The sequence below is a fragment of the Lentilitoribacter sp. JB5-8 genome (assembly GCF_055693385.1).
The window spans coordinates 1,497,999-1,513,245 of the sequence record NZ_CM146332.1 but is presented as its reverse complement, the minus strand read 5'-3'; the positions used below and the strand labels follow the sequence as shown (position 1 = coordinate 1,513,245).

Genomic DNA, 15,247 nt, shown 5'->3' with positions numbered 1-15,247 from the left:
TTATTGACCGTTCACAAATGCCATATCGCTGACGGTGAGTTCAACATCGCGGAGCTCTCTGTTCACAAGGAAATTTTCTGTCTCTTTTACCATCTCAGCCAATTCAATTTTGACATTGAACCTTTCTCGAAACGCATCAATAATTTCGTCAACTATAACTTCAGGTGCAGATGCGCCGGCTGAAATTCCCAAGGTTTGAACCCCATTAAATTCAGCCCAGTTGATCTCTTTTGCACGTTGAACCAGCAAAGATCTTTTTGCACCAGCTCGTTTTGCAACTTCCACCAAGCGTTTTGAGTTTGATGAATTTGGTGCACCCACGATGATAAAATGATCGCAATTTTCTGCGGCTTGTTTAACAGCTTCCTGGCGATTGGTTGTTGCGTAACAAATGGATTCAGCAGCCGGCGCCTGAATATTTGGAAACTTTTCCTGCATGGCTTTGATCACATCCTGCGTGTCATCAACGGATAAAGTTGTTTGTGTAACAAAACCTAATTGATCGGCATCTTTGGGCTCAAAACGTGCCACATCTTCAACGGTTTCAATCAATGTAACTTCACCAGCCTCAAGCTGTCCCATGGTACCAATGACCTCAGGATGCCCTTTATGGCCGATTAAAATGACGTGTCGACCCAAACGTACATGACGCATGGCTTGCTTATGCACTTTTGATACCAACGGGCATGTTGCATCTAAATAAAACAAGTTTCGCGCGACAGCATCTTCAGGCACAGATTTTGGAACACCATGAGCGGAAAAGACCACCGGCTGATCAACATGTTCTGCAGGGATTTCATCAAGTTCTTCGACAAAGATTGCGCCGAGCTCTTCAAGGCCTTCGACAACAAAGCGATTATGCACAATCTCATGACGTACATATACCGGCTTGCCATATTTCTTAAGCGCCAAAACCACAATTTGAATGGCACGATCAACGCCCGCACAGAATCCGCGAGGACCACATAATCTAATTGTCAAATCAGGTTTGGACATCAATAAACTCTTTCGAAAATCATTTTCTATTTTGTGGGTTGGCGAAACTTTAAAGTCAAGACGTATGGACGCGCTAACTTACGCCTTTGACAGATTTCCTGCGAAATAAAAACACACCAACAATACATATAAGTGTTGCTGCAAGCCCATACCAGGTAAACGCATATTGAAGGTGATTATTAGGCAGATCAATCAAAGTCACGCCACCTTGCGGGAAGCCGCCAGGATTTGGTGTATCATCCGCATCGATGAAGAACTTCAGCAGCTCTGGGTCTTCAAAACTAAGACCAGTTGTCTGCGCCATTGAACGCAAATCTTTCCAATAATAGATATTCTTATCAGGATCATTTTCCGGGACAACACTTGATGGTTTTTCATCGAGCATTTTTCGCGCTAGTCCTGTGATTGAAACCACATCGCTTATCTGACCTTCGGATCGTTTTGTTGGATCTTTAAAATCAAATGGTACAAACCCACGATTGATAAATACTGTGCCTTCCGCGCTTAAAAGCGGTGTATAAACATAATAACCAGAAAAGCCGTTATGGGTTGCAAAGAAATGGCGCTCTTTTGAGTGATCAAAGCGACCTTCTAGGGTAACAGGTTGATATTCAAACTCATCACCTGTGGCTATTTTATCTGTCAGCTCATTGATCCCAATGGGATCAGAACCCAATCTCTGCTCCAGGTTAGCAAGTAGGTTTTCCTTCCATTCCAACCGTTTCATCTGCCATGAACCCAGCGCTAAGAGCGTGGCAAACACTGCCGCCAAGATCACAAAAACAGCGATAGATTTAAAACTGAAAAATGACGTTGTTGAATTACCCACGATCAATCTCACCCTGTTGCGCTTTGTTTTTATATTGCAAACAAATCATGATGCCCTTCATTACGCGAAGAAGATAAAGCCCAAGCCCGATGGAGATTGGAAACCATATCAGCAATTGTAGCCACAAAGGCGGCGAATAGTTTACCTCAAGCCACAACGCTAAGCCTACAACAATAAATCCAACAGCGGTCATAACAAAAACGGCAGGCCCATCACCAGAATCTGCAAATGAATAATCAAGATGACAAGAGCGGCAGGATTTCTTTAGACCCAAAAAACCTTCAAATAGTTGGCCCTCGCCACAGCGTGGGCAACGACCCTTCATTCCTGTTTTGATCGGATCAACTGGTGCAAAGCCTAGCTCTTGTGTCATCAAGTATTTCCTGAGTTTAAATAAGAAAGGGCGACCAAATAGCCGCCCTTTGTATGATCTATTTCTATCAACTTAGTGATGGATAGGTGCGCCCCATGATGCCCAAACATAGATGGCAAAGAATAGGAACAACCAAACCACATCAACAAAGTGCCAGTACCATGCAGCGGCCTCAAAGCCGAAATGTTGTTTCGGTGTGAAGTGACCTTTAAGCGCGCGGATCAAGCATACTGCCAAGAAGATAGTACCCACAAGAACGTGGAAACCGTGGAAGCCAGTCGCCATAAAGAATGTTGCACCATAGATGCTGTCTTTAAAGGCAAATGGTGCCACTGTGTATTCGTAGAACTGAACGCCTGAGAACAATACACCTAGAAGGATTGTACCCAATAGACCGTATATTAGGCCTTGGCGATCACCATGTAGAAGTGCGTGGTGCGCCCAAGTTACAGCAGTACCCGACCACAGTAGGATAACAGTGTTATAAAGCGGCAGGTGAAGTGGATCTAGAACTTCAATGCCTGCTGGAGGCCATTGACCACCTGTATAAGCAACACGTGCTTCCTGGATCGCTTCTGCTGGGTAAAGGCTGGCATCAAAGAATGCCCAGAACCAAGCTACGAAGAACATGACCTCGGAGGCAATGAACATTATCATGCCGTAGCGAAGGTGGATAGAAACAACGCGTGTGTGGTGTCCTTCATGCGCTTCTTTAATTGTCGCTGCCCACCAGCCAATCATTGTAAATAGAACAATGGCTAGACCAATGTAGAACAACCAAGGACCGCTTAGGAATGACAAGCTTTTAAGTGAAGCTGTCTGATCATTCAAATACCGCATGTAGCCGATACCACCTAGCGCCATGACGAGGGCGCCAACGGAGCCCGCGATCGGCCAAGGGCTTGGATCGATAATGTGATAGTCGTGATTCTTATTTCCAGCCATATGAATTACCCCTCAATGGTTGAGTCTCCGCGGTTGAGTTTGCGCCCGCGCGAACATGCGTTGCGGATACCACAACATTAGTTATCTTTTGAAGTCTTTTTTTCATAATCATCCCTCAACTTCACCAATATTTTTAGGTGCCGATGCCGCAGCAACTGGCTTCTCATCGCCATAAGGGAAGAATGTATAAGAAAGCGTAATTGTTTTAATGCCTTGTGTTTCTTCGTAGTTCACAATGTCGGGATCAACAAAGAACACAACAGGCATGTCTAAAACCTCGCCAGGTTCCAGCTCTGTTTCGGTAAAACAGAAACATTCAACCTTGTTGAAAAACGCACCAGCAGACTGTGGTGTTACATTAAAGGTTGCCTGACCATGTGTATTCATTTGCGAAATACTTTTTGCAAAATATTCCATCTGAGCGGTTTCACCAATCGCAATTTCAACTTCGCGAATCTTTGGCTCAAATTCCCAACCCAATGCTGGTGAAATATTCGCATCAAAGCGGATCTTGATCTTTTCATCTAAGATCACATCAGATGCCTGCTCAACGCGTGCAGTTGTTCCGCCATAACCTGTAACCTGACAGAAAATTTCGTAAAGCGGTACCGCCGCATAGCTCATACCAACCATAGCACCAACAAAGCCAACACATGCAAATGCTACATTGCGATGACGCTTTTCGGTTGGTTGTTGTTTTGAAGGGTTTTGTTGTTCTGTATCTGACATACCAAATCCCCTATAAGCTGCGGTTTAAAATATCTGGACCGATCTTAATGACGGTCACAGCATAAACGATAATAACGAAAGCAACCAATAAAATAGCCAGCGCAATGGAACGCCCCTTGCGCGCTTTTGCTTGTTTTTCGGTTAGTTCAACACGTTCGATGTCAGCCATTAAAGACCTCCAACGATCAGCATAATGCCACGATCAACCAGCAGCATGCCAAAGATCGCAAACAGATAAAGGATGGAATAACCAAAGAGTTTTTTGGCAGGTTTCATCGTCTCATCATCATCACGCATTTGATAGGTTTTAAATGTGTACCAAACAAACCCAAGGCCTAGTGCAGCGGAGATCACACCATAAGTTAGACCTGCAAATCCAAGCGCTGTTGGCAAAACACCAACGACAGCAGTGAGGACCGCGTAGACGAGCATTTGAATTTTGGTTTTACGAGCTCCAACAACATTTGGCATCATTGGAACACCAACAGCTTCATAATCGCCTTCTTTAAACAAAGCGAGAGCCCAAAAATGTGGTGGTGTCCAAAGAAAAATAATCGCAAATAACACAATACTCTCAATTGTAACCGTGCCAGTTACAGCGGCCCAGCCAATCATTGGCGGGAAAGCACCCGCAGCACCACCGATGACAATATTTTGCGGTGTCGAGCGCTTGAGCCACATTGTGTAAATTACGGCATAAAAGACGATCGTGAAGGCCAAAATACCAGCAGCCAACCAATTGGTCGCCAAGCCTAAAAAGATCGTTGAGAAAACAGATAAACCAATCCCAAAACCCAAAGCTTCAGATTTTGTAATACGGCCAGAAGGAATAGGACGCTTACGCGTGCGGGTCATAACAGCATCAATATCAGCGTCATACCACATGTTCAAAGCACCACTGGCGCCTGCACCAATTGCGATACATAAAATGGCGACCATGCCAATAAACGGGTGGATATAACCAGGTGCTAAAATCAAACCAACTGCTGCAGTAAATACAACAAGCGACATAACGCGAGGCTTAAGTAATTCAAAATAATCACCAGCAACCGCCTCTGACAGGTGAACGTCAGATGGAGATGATTTCATTTCAATATTTTGAGTGACTGCCATTTAAGTGGTCATCCGTTCAAAGTTACTAAACGCCCGTTTAATTTTTAACGAAACCGCCGGGATCATTATTGAACCGGCGGTCTCTATTCGTTTCACGAAGATTACTTGATCTTCGGAAGTTGTTCCCACTGGTGATAAGGTGGTGGAGAAGGAAGCTCCCACTCAAGTGTATCAGCACCTTCACCCCAAGGGTTGTTGCCAGCTGGGCGTTTTTTCGCAAATGCTTCCCAAACGCTGAACAAGAAGATCAAAACACCAACTGCTGAGATATAAGAGCCGTATGATGAGATCGCGTTCCAGCCAGCGAATGCATCAGGGTAATCGATATAACGACGTGGCATACCTGCAAGACCCAAGAAGTGCTGCGGGAAGAACACAATGTTCACGCCAACGAATGTCACCCAGAAGTGAGTTTTCGCAAGGAATGAGTTGTACATGTAACCCGTGATTTTAGGGAACCAGTAGTACCAACCTGCGAAGATTGCAAACACAGCACCAAGAGACAATACGTAGTGGAAGTGAGCCACAACGTAGTATGTATCGTGATACGCACGGTCTAGACCAGCGTTAGCTAGCTGCACACCTGTCACACCACCAACGGTGAAGAGGAAGATGAAGCCGATTGCCCAGATCATAGGTGTGCGGAATGTGATTGAACCACCCCACATTGTTGCGATCCATGAGAAGATCTTAATACCTGTTGGAACCGCAATCACCATTGTTGCAAACACGAAGTAACGTTGTGCATTTAGTGATAGACCAACTGTGTACATATGGTGCGCCCACACAACAAAGCCGACGACACCGATACCAACCATCGCATAGGCCATGCCCATGTAACCAAAAATTGGCTTACGTGAGAATGTTGAAACGATGTGTGAGACAATACCAAAACCAGGCAGGATCAAAATGTACACTTCAGGGTGACCGAAGAACCAGAACAAGTGCTGGAACAAGATTGGGTCGCCACCGCCTTCTGGTGTGAAGAAAGCAGTCCCGAAGTTACGGTCTGTTAGAAGCATTGTGATCGCACCAGCAAGAACTGGCAATGACAATAGAAGCAAGAACGCTGTTACAAGCACCGACCATGCAAACAATGGCATTTTGTGCAATGTCATGCCAGGCGCACGCATGTTCAAAATTGTCGTAATGAAGTTAATCGCACCAAGGATCGATGAAGCACCAGCAACGTGGAGTGCAAGGATCGCAAAGTCCATTGCAGGACCAGGCTGACCAGTTGTTGAAAGCGGCGGATAAATTGTCCAACCACCACCAGTACCGTAAAAGCCTGTTGGACCTTCAACAAACATTGAAAGCAATAGCAAGATGATCGCAGGTGGCAACAACCAGAATGAGATGTTGTTCATGCGTGGGAACGCCATGTCAGGCGCGCCGATCATGATCGGAACCATCCAGTTAGCAAAACCACCGATCAGAGCAGGCATCACCATGAAGAAGATCATGATTAGTGCGTGCGCTGTGGTGAACACATTATACATGTGCTTACCGCCATCAATGGCAGCATCGCCATCGATACCGTAGACCATAGAAGCCAGACCGTGGAAGATTTGGATACCAGGCTCTTGGAGTTCCATACGCATCACAACAGAAAGTGTGAAGCCAATGATACCTGCAATGATCGCGAAGATCAGGTACAGTGTACCGATATCTTTATGGTTAGTTGAATAAAGCCAACGACGCACAAAACCTTGTGGTACGCCGTGATCATCATGTGCTGCAGCTGCGTCAGTCATAATTATCGACCTCTATCTTATTGAGCTTCAGATGATGCGAGTTGAACAGCTTTTTTGCCTGTTGCAACTGATGCCATCAAAGCTTCGTTAGCAGTTTCTAGATCGTCAGCTGCTGCTGCCAACCATGTGTTATATTGTTCTTGTGAGACAACGCGAATACCAATTGGCATGTATGCGTGATCTTTACCGCAAAGCTCAGAGCATTGACCGTAATACATGCCTTCTTTTTCAGCCTTGAACCAAGTCTCGTTCAAACGACCTGGGATCGCGTCGATCTTGATACCAAATGCTGGCATTGCAAATGCGTGGATCACATCCGCAGCTGTCACAGTCAAACGAACCATTGTGTCAACCGGAACAACGATGTCATTATCTACAGCAAGCAAGCGCGGATATTCAGCAACGTTTTCTTTGCCATATGTTGCGCGATCGCTTTCCTGAAGCATTAGCTGATCAAACGAAACTTCGTTTTCAGTTTGGTACTCGTAACCCCAATACCACTGGTAACCTGTTGCTTTGATCGTAAGCTGAGGCTCTTCTTCCGGTGCAAGCTGTTGCGTGAGAATGTTAAATGAAGGAACCGCTATCGCCAACAGGATCAAAATCGGACCCAAAGTCCAAACAACTTCAATACTTGTATTGTGTGTTGTTTTAGACGGCGTTGGATTAGCTGCTGCTCTAAACTTCCAGCAAACATAAATTAGCAAAGCCAAAACAAACAATGTGATCGGCACAATGAACCACATTGTATAATGTTCAAATTCTCTGATTTGACGCATCATATCAGTCGCAGCTGGCTGCAATCCCAATTGCCAATCAACAGGCTGGGCCGCAAATGCGCCCTTAATCGATAGCAGCAGGCTTGAAAGCATGATAGCTGCGTGAGCCAATTTTTTCACGTTGGATCTCCCTCGCAAAACGTTTTAGCGCCCCTCAGGCGCAGAATCTTAATATACCCGTGTCCGTTAAAACCACAGTTTACTCGAGACCGCAACCGATCTTACCAACTAATCGTGCGGCATTTTTGCGCGCTATCCACAAATTCTACTACATTTGCACAAAGATAGGCATTAATTATTGCTTTTAAGGATATTTTCTTGTCCCAAAATCGGGCCTAATTCCTCACATCAAACGATATTGGCGACTATGCGATGCGTCAAATTACAAAATTCAATAAATTTCCACAATTTTGCCGATATTGATCGTCCATATGCTTTCAGGCTGGCACAAGGGGTGATATTTTAACCTATAACGGCTAGATATGAATAAAAGTGATTCGTCAGCATTGGTGGGCGGCCAATAAACATATGATGGTGAGAGCCGAATGAATTTATCTAAAGTCGCAGTATTCTTCTTCATTTTTGTGGGTTTTCTGGTACCCGTTGTCGCGTCAGCGCAAACGGCTGAAACTGATCCAGGCCGACAAGTCATCCCAAATCCAAATGGCAAAAGCAGTCAACCTCCAGGATTTATCAAACAAAAATTTGGTGAATGGCATATTGTGTGCGATCAACCCGCCGGCGCACCAGGCGATCAATGTGTCTTAATGCAGAATGTTGTCGCTGATGATCGCGATGATGTTGGCCTGTCTGTCATTGTTATTAAAACAGCTGATAAAAAAGCGCGCATTTTGCGTATTCTCGCACCATTGGGCGTTTTGCTACCAAACGGTCTGGGGCTGATCATAGATGGCAAAGATTTGGGTCGCGCATATTTCACACGCTGTTTTTCAGATGGATGTTTTGTGCAAGTCATCATGGATGATGCAATGCTCAATGCCTTGAAAGCAGGCAATACAGCTATTTTCTTTATCTTCCAAAGCGAAGAGGAAGGCATTGGCCTGCCTGTTGATCTGACAGGTTTTTCAGATGGATTTGCAGCGCTCGAATAGCGCAATAACTTAAAGACATATTCTTACTCACCCAATTGTGAGCTTATGGCATTGCTAATTGTGTTTGAATTCATCATGCACAATGCTTAAATGTGCCTAATAGAAATTGACCCCCATCTCGGAGAATATTTATGTCGATCAACCTCATGGAAAAATTTGATATCGATGCAAGCAAACTACAAAGCATTGTATCGGACAGTTTATCAAATGCTGATGATGGTGAGCTTTTTCTTGAATATGCCGAGTCAGAATCTTTAATGTTTGATGATGGGCGACTAAAGTCAGGCTCGTACAACACAGATCAAGGATTTGGCTTGCGATCTGTTGCGGGCGAAGCGACCGGATATGCACATTCTGGCGAGATGAGCGAAAGTGCACTCAAGCGCGCGGTTGATGCTGTTGGTGCGGTTACCCGCGGTTATAAAGGCACATATAGCGAGGCACCTCAGGGCACAAATAAAAAGTTGTATTCAGAGGAAAACCCACTTCAGTCTCCAAATTTTGAGACGAAGGTTTCCTTACTTGAGGAAATTGATGCTTATTTACGCAATAAGGATGAAAAAGTTCGTCAAGTCTCAGCATCACTTAGTGCCAGCTGGCAGGTGGTAAATATATTGCGCGCCGATGGGCATATTGTCCGCGATGTCCGCCCACTGACCCGCATGAATATTTCTGTCGTAGTTGGTCAAGGTGACCGACAAGAAACAGGTTCTTATGGCATTGGTGGCCGTCAGGAATTTGGTGACTTTATTCTTACAGAAAGCTGGCAACAAGGCGCTGATGAAGCCCTTCGCCAAGCATTGGTAAACCTTGAAGCTATCCCAGCGCCAGCAGGCACAATGGATGTGGTTTTGGGTGCAGGCTGGCCAGGCGTTATGCTCCACGAAGCTGTGGGCCACGGCTTAGAGGGCGATTTCAACAGAAAGAAAACCTCCGCATTTGCAGACCTTATGGGCCAACAAGTTGCAGCAAAAGGTGTCACAGTGGTCGATGATGGTACGATTGAAAATCGTCGCGGATCGCTATCAGTTGATGATGAAGGCACACCTTCAGGCTATAACGTGCTTATTGATGACGGTAAGCTGGTTGGATATATGCAAGACCGCCAAAATGCTAGGTTGATGGGTGTGAAAGCAACTGGTAACGGTCGTCGCCAAAGCTATGCGCACCAACCCATGCCGCGGATGACAAATACATACATGTTGGGCGGTGATAAAGAACCCGAGGAAATCATCACTTCGGTTAAAAACGGCATTTATGCTGTGTCATTTGGTGGTGGACAGGTTGATATCACATCTGGAAAGTTTGTGTTTGGATGTACCGAAGCTTACCTGATTGAGGATGGCAAAATCGGAGCTCCAGTCAAGGGAGCTATGATGATTGGCAACGGACCAGAAGCAATGCACCGCATTTCTATGGTTGGCAATGACATGGCGCTTGATACAGGTATTGGTATGTGCGGCAAACAGGGCCAGAGCCTGCCCGTTGGCGTTGGACAGCCGCATTTGCGCATGAACCAGATGACAATTGGCGGTACGCAGGCTTAGATCATACCGTAGAAAAACGGTTCATTTAAACACTATTAACCAAGTATTTGCTCTTTCATCCTTACATCGCGTGTCTGGCGATTTTCTTTATTGTACCTTAACGTAATACTGGTACCACTAAGCCCGGACACAGAGATTATTTTACAATGAGCAATCCCGGGCTTTTTGCCGCAAAACGTACGATTAAGAAAGCTGCAATCCAAACTGGATTGGAGTTATTTTCTGCCGCTTCGAGCACTGGGATGTACCGGAGTGCTCGCGGGCTTGGATCCGTTTTTACACTGCACCGGGTAGAACCACATAGATATTCACGCTTTGATCCAAATGCGCATCTGAGCATTACGCCTGAGTTTTTGGAAAAGGCGATCATTGAACTAAAATCCAGAAATTTCAAACCCATCGCGCTCGATGATTTGCCCGATCATCTTAACAACCCTGACCCCAAACAACCGGTTATGGCTTTTACATTAGACGATGGATATCGCAATAATTATGATTATGCTTTGCCAGTTTTTAAAAAGCACAATATTCCATTTACAGTTTTTGCGTGTAGTGGATTTGTAACGCGACAACATACAATGTGGTGGGAGACCGCCTCCGAACTGGTTATCAAAACTAATCACCTCAAATATGACCTTGGAAATGGTCCACGAGACGTTAAAGCAAGTAATCTATCTGAAAAATATAATCTATTTTGCTGGCTTGCACATGACATTATGTCGCTTGATCAAGGTGTGGTCGTCCCTCGCTTTAATGAAATAGCTTCACAACACGGAGTGCACGCGACCGATATCACCAACCAACTCATCATGGATGTGGATCAGTTAAAACAACTCGCGAGCGAACCGATGGCACAAATTGGGGCGCATACGGTTAGCCATGCTAATCTAACACTGTTATCTGACGAACAGCTGGAAATAGAGTTGGATCAGTCTCGCAGAGATATTGAAACGATCACGTCTATCTGTCCGACAAACATTGCCTTTCCCTATGGTAAATTGGAAAATGCAAACAGCCGTGAATTTGATGCAGCCAAGCGGTTGGGATTTGATTTGGCTGTTACAACTGAGCCAGATGTACTGCACGAAGCAGCAAGAGAAAATATGCATTCGATCAACCGCATCTCTCTAAATGGCTACTATCAGAATAATCGATATGTGGGCGCATTAGCGTCAGGGATCCCATTTAAGTTCTTTCCCCGCACAGCCAATAAATTTCAAACCTTGGTTCGATAATTAAGAACAATTGAGGCATATATGAAGGTTTGTTTTGGATTGGTTAACAAAACCCTATCGGAAAAACTTTCACCCTTACCCTTGCGCAACAAACCCACCTATTTGGCCGTTTACTGAAGCTATTATAGTTAACATGCGTTCGGGCATCTAAAATTGCCTCGCGCAAAATTGTGCTGAACTTTGGCTCAACCCCCGATAAAACGGGCATTTCTAACGATAAATTTCATCATGGTCACATATTGTTAACCTTACAACGGGCATAATGCTTTCTAATAGCTTAATAGTTTTATGCAGTTTTTAGGTATTTTGATTTCAGTCATGACAAAGTTCATCAACGCATCAATTGGAAACGTGACCCGCCTATCCAGCAAATTTGTTTTGCTATTGGGTGCCATGTCGCTTGCTGGCTGCATGAACTCGGTAACCACAACAATGCAAGCGACAAATGATGTTGCTGCATATTCTGTGGCCTCATATGAGAAAATCCAACTCAGTGACGAGATATTGGCGGACGCTTTGACTATTCAGCGTGTTGTTTCAAAATCAGGACCTCAATTTGTTGCCGCGGTTCAAGACCTTCAAGCGACAAATACTGACACACCAGTTGGTTTGGCATGGTCAAATGAGGTAACCGGCAGCCAGGGTGAAATCACTTATATTTCAGAGCGTTCTGCGGGCAATACGCTTTGCCGTGACTTTAAGACTTCATTGTTGAGCTTTGAGGGTGTTAGCCTTTACGAGGGCTTAAGCTGTAAATCATCTGCTGGTGGTTGGACCCTTAAGAAATTCTCTGAAGTTTCATAATTTAAATTCTCAAGTAATTTTTTTGTAATTTCTTGCCGCGTATGGGCTCTTTTTGAGACCAATACCGTCATACACCAATCTTGCGCGGAAAATTTCTTCGTATCCCGTATACCTGTGGTTAACCACTACTTGGTACTTTAGGTTAGTATTGAGTTAAAGGGATTTGTAATGCGTAGCCCCTATGCGGTTTTGGGAATAGCCCAAACTGCCAGAGATGAAGATATTAAATTGGCGTATCGGAAGCTTGCCAAAGTCTGGCATCCCGATCAGAACCACAGCGACCCTCGTGCGCAAGAGGTTTTTGCCGAAATTAATAATGCCTATCAATTGCTCACAGATGCGCCACGTCGCAAGCTATTTGATGCCGGTAAGATTGATGCAAATGGTCGCCGCAAGAAAAAACGAACCGTTGTTAATACTGGATTTAACCCGTTCAAAAAATCGACTTCAAGCGCCGATGGTTCCAACGATGCTAAAACCAGCGCATCTGAAAAGCCCTTCTTCAGTGAGCAAAAACGCGCTGAGCCAGCAAAACCCGCAGAAAAGAAACAATCTGCAGGGAATGGCAACACGTTTAAACGAAAAATTGATGAGAACGCGCCTTTTGAAGAGCGTTTGAGCGAGATCTTTGGCAGTGAGGAAGAACGCCTTGCCGCTGCAGAATTAGATACTCATCGCCGAAAAATGCGTGAAGCATCCGGCGAAAGTGCTAATTTTCACGAAGAAGCAATGTCTGTTTTAGATGATGCATTTACAAAGTTTGAACAGCATCGCTATACTTCAACGACCCGTGCACCTGATCGCCATTATGATGTCGACGTTGAATTGGCTGACATCTTCACAGGTGCAACGCTGCCGATAGAGCCCCACAGAAAACATTCCCTCAACGTGCATATTCCAGCGGGAACACCTGATGGCGCTAAAATAAAAATTGAAAATATGGGCGGATGCCGCAAGGGCGAAATTCCAGGCGATGTAATCGTGACTGTCCGTTATAAATCAAACGAGCAATTTTGGGTTCGAAACGGCGAGTTACATACCCATCTTGCAGTAGAGCTTGCAGATGCTGTGCTGGGTGGTGAAGTTACGGCACAAACACCTGAAGGTCCTGCTACTTTTATGCTCCCTGAATGGACTAGCTCAAACCATATAATTCGCATTCCAAAACGAGGATTACCGCTTCCAAACGGTGATCGTGGCGATTTATGCGCCAATGTCTGTATTTTATTGCCTGAAAAGCCCAATAATGAGTTGAAAGCCGTTTTACAAGACAGCCGCAAAAGCTGGTTTATGTAAATACGTTTCTGATCAGATTTTCATTTTGATTTCCAATCCAATCTTTTTCTGCAGAAAAGAGTGAATTTGCCGCGTTCTTGCCACAAGAATGAGCTTGAACGCTTGAACCTCATCCATGCCTATGCCATAGGCTGGATAAATGACCGGGGATTTTCAACGTCTCAACCCTTGAACTAGATCTGGGAGAAGAAAATGACAGAATCAAATGGCCTTATGAAAGGCAAACGCGGCTTGATCATGGGCGTGGCGAACAATCGCTCCATTGCATACGGGATTGCCAAAGCATTGTCTGATGCCGGAGCAGAAGTTGCACTGACTTATCAAGGCGAAGCATTAAAGAAACGCGTTGAACCAATTGCAGCTGAACTAGGTGCAATTGTTGTTGGTGATTGTGATGTCACAGACCCTGAATCAATGGATGCTGTATTTTCAAAAATTGAGGCAGACTGGGGCAAGATGGACTTCCTCGTCCATGCTATTGGTTTTTCAGATAAAAATGAGCTCACAGGTCGCTATGTTGACACAAGTCACGACAACTTTGTTAAAACAATGGACATTTCAGTCTATTCCTTCACTGCCGTAGCACAGCGTGCTGAGAAGTTGATGACCGATGGTGGTTCACTCCTTACTTTAACATATTATGGTGCAGAACGCGTCATGCCACACTACAATGTTATGGGTGTTGCAAAAGCAGGGCTTGAAGCAAGTGTCCGTTACTTGGCTGTAGATTTGGGCGGCAAAAAAATTCGTGTGAATGCTCTTTCTGCCGGACCAATTAAAACGCTTGCAGCATCAGGTATTGGTGATTTCCGATATATCCTTAAATGGAACGAATATAACTCACCATTAAAGAAGACAGTGACTATCGAAGAAGTGGGCGATAGCGCACTTTATTTATTATCTGATTTATCTCGCGGCGTAACTGGTGAAGTACACCATGTTGATTCTGGTTATCACGTCGTTGGTATGAAAGCTGTTGATGCCCCTGACATCAGTACAGTTTAAATAAACAAAATTTCAGGGGCCGATTGGCCCCTTTTTTAATTCTACTACTGAGGTTTACAGATGGTAATCTACGTCGTTCGTCACGGACAGACTGACTATAATGCTGAAATGCGTTTCCAAGGTCGCTTGGACATTCCGCTTAACATGCTGGGCAAGGAACAAGCGCGCGGCAATGGACGTGCTCTAAAAGAATTAATTGGAGATAAAGCCGAAGAATTTGATTTTGTTTCTAGCCCTTTGGGTCGCACACGCCAGACGATGGAGCTGATCCGATCTGAAATGGGGTTGGAGACTTCAGACTACCGTTTAGATGATCGTTTGATTGAGATATCATTTGGGGATTGGGAAGGTTCATCGATTAATGAACTTGAAGCTAAGTTTCCCGAACTTTATGCACAACGCGAAAAAGACAAGTGGAATTTTACACCGCCCGGCGATCCTACAGAAAATTATGATTTGGTTTCAAAACGTATCGCACCTTATTTGCAATCAATTGAGAAACCGACGGTTTGCGTGTGTCACGGTGGGGTTATCCGCACAATGTTTCATATTATAAATGGTGGTGACGAGCGTGCGGCAGCCGCAGCACCAATTCCGCAGGATCGAATTGTCAAAATAGAGAACAACCACATCAACTGGCTGTAATTTACTACGATCAGCGTCGTTCATAGAAAATAGTTTAAAAACCTACCGTTTTGCCCTATGAGGGTACAACAAAAGACACTTTTAC

General features: G+C 44.8%; 16 protein-coding genes. 7 read left to right on the top strand and 9 right to left on the bottom strand.

The window, feature by feature from the left end:
* The 9 genes from ispH to coxB all read right to left on the bottom strand — a co-directional run bounded on the left by ispH (position 1) and on the right by coxB (position 7,638).
* A complete protein-coding gene (gene ispH / locus ACZ1GZ_RS07245) occupies positions 1-996 on the bottom strand; it encodes a 4-hydroxy-3-methylbut-2-enyl diphosphate reductase (protein ID WP_472667822.1) in 996 nt (331 codons plus the stop codon).
* A gap of 73 nt (positions 997-1,069) precedes the next feature.
* Positions 1,070-1,825 (bottom strand): SURF1 family protein, encoded by a 756-nt coding sequence (locus tag ACZ1GZ_RS07240; RefSeq protein WP_472667819.1) that lies wholly within the window; start codon positions 1,823-1,825, stop codon positions 1,070-1,072.
* On the bottom strand, positions 1,818-2,198 hold the full coding sequence (locus tag ACZ1GZ_RS07235) for a DUF983 domain-containing protein (protein ID WP_472667817.1): 381 nt from the start codon (positions 2,196-2,198) through the stop codon (positions 1,818-1,820). Before ACZ1GZ_RS07235 ends, ACZ1GZ_RS07240 begins: the two co-directional genes overlap by 8 nt.
* A gap of 72 nt (positions 2,199-2,270) precedes the next feature.
* A complete protein-coding gene (locus ACZ1GZ_RS07230) occupies positions 2,271-3,143 on the bottom strand; it encodes a cytochrome c oxidase subunit 3 (RefSeq protein ID WP_472667815.1) in 873 nt (290 codons plus the stop codon).
* A 108-nt stretch (positions 3,144-3,251) separates the two neighbouring features.
* Complete coding sequence (locus ACZ1GZ_RS07225) at positions 3,252-3,872, bottom strand: cytochrome c oxidase assembly protein (protein ID WP_472667812.1); 621 nt, start codon at positions 3,870-3,872, stop codon at positions 3,252-3,254.
* Between the two features lie 10 nt (positions 3,873-3,882).
* A complete protein-coding gene (locus ACZ1GZ_RS07220; protein WP_472667811.1) occupies positions 3,883-4,041 on the bottom strand; it encodes a hypothetical protein in 159 nt (52 codons plus the stop codon).
* Positions 4,041-4,985 carry a heme o synthase gene (locus ACZ1GZ_RS07215; protein WP_472667810.1) on the bottom strand — a complete coding sequence of 315 codons (945 nt, stop codon included), beginning with the start codon at positions 4,983-4,985 and terminating at the stop codon, positions 4,041-4,043. The genes ACZ1GZ_RS07220 and ACZ1GZ_RS07215 overlap by 1 nt, the downstream gene beginning before the upstream one ends.
* Before the next feature lie 101 nt (positions 4,986-5,086).
* Positions 5,087-6,739: a cytochrome c oxidase subunit I gene (gene ctaD / locus ACZ1GZ_RS07210; protein WP_472667808.1), complete on the bottom strand. Its 1,653-nt coding sequence runs from the start codon at positions 6,737-6,739 to the stop codon at positions 5,087-5,089.
* 17 nt (positions 6,740-6,756) lie between these two features.
* Positions 6,757-7,638, bottom strand: a complete 882-nt coding sequence (coxB, locus tag ACZ1GZ_RS07205) for a cytochrome c oxidase subunit II (protein ID WP_472667806.1) — start codon at positions 7,636-7,638, stop codon at positions 6,757-6,759.
* Positions 7,639-8,063: 425 nt separating this feature from the next.
* Between coxB and ACZ1GZ_RS07200 the strand changes: the two genes are divergently transcribed.
* The 7 genes from ACZ1GZ_RS07200 to ACZ1GZ_RS07170 all read left to right on the top strand — a co-directional run bounded on the left by ACZ1GZ_RS07200 (position 8,064) and on the right by ACZ1GZ_RS07170 (position 15,162).
* Positions 8,064-8,630 (top strand): invasion associated locus B family protein, encoded by a 567-nt coding sequence (locus ACZ1GZ_RS07200; RefSeq protein ID WP_472667804.1) that lies wholly within the window; start codon positions 8,064-8,066, stop codon positions 8,628-8,630.
* Between the two features lie 131 nt (positions 8,631-8,761).
* Complete coding sequence (gene tldD / locus ACZ1GZ_RS07195) at positions 8,762-10,177, top strand: metalloprotease TldD (protein WP_472667802.1); 1,416 nt, start codon at positions 8,762-8,764, stop codon at positions 10,175-10,177.
* Between the two features lie 146 nt (positions 10,178-10,323).
* Positions 10,324-11,412 (top strand): polysaccharide deacetylase family protein, encoded by a 1,089-nt coding sequence (locus tag ACZ1GZ_RS07190; protein ID WP_472667800.1) that lies wholly within the window; start codon positions 10,324-10,326, stop codon positions 11,410-11,412.
* A gap of 318 nt (positions 11,413-11,730) precedes the next feature.
* The gene (locus tag ACZ1GZ_RS07185; RefSeq protein WP_472667799.1) at positions 11,731-12,216 is read left to right on the top strand and encodes an RT0821/Lpp0805 family surface protein; all 486 of its coding nucleotides are present in this window, start codon (positions 11,731-11,733) and stop codon (positions 12,214-12,216) included.
* Between the two features lie 168 nt (positions 12,217-12,384).
* Positions 12,385-13,512: a J domain-containing protein gene (locus ACZ1GZ_RS07180; protein ID WP_472667798.1), complete on the top strand. Its 1,128-nt coding sequence runs from the start codon at positions 12,385-12,387 to the stop codon at positions 13,510-13,512.
* A gap of 192 nt (positions 13,513-13,704) precedes the next feature.
* Entirely contained in the window at positions 13,705-14,517 is an 813-nt protein-coding gene (fabI, locus tag ACZ1GZ_RS07175; protein ID WP_472667797.1) for an enoyl-ACP reductase FabI, read from the top strand.
* Positions 14,518-14,577: 60 nt separating this feature from the next.
* Positions 14,578-15,162 carry a histidine phosphatase family protein gene (locus ACZ1GZ_RS07170; protein WP_472667796.1) on the top strand — a complete coding sequence of 195 codons (585 nt, stop codon included), beginning with the start codon at positions 14,578-14,580 and terminating at the stop codon, positions 15,160-15,162.
* The last annotated feature ends 85 nt before the right edge of the window (positions 15,163-15,247 follow it).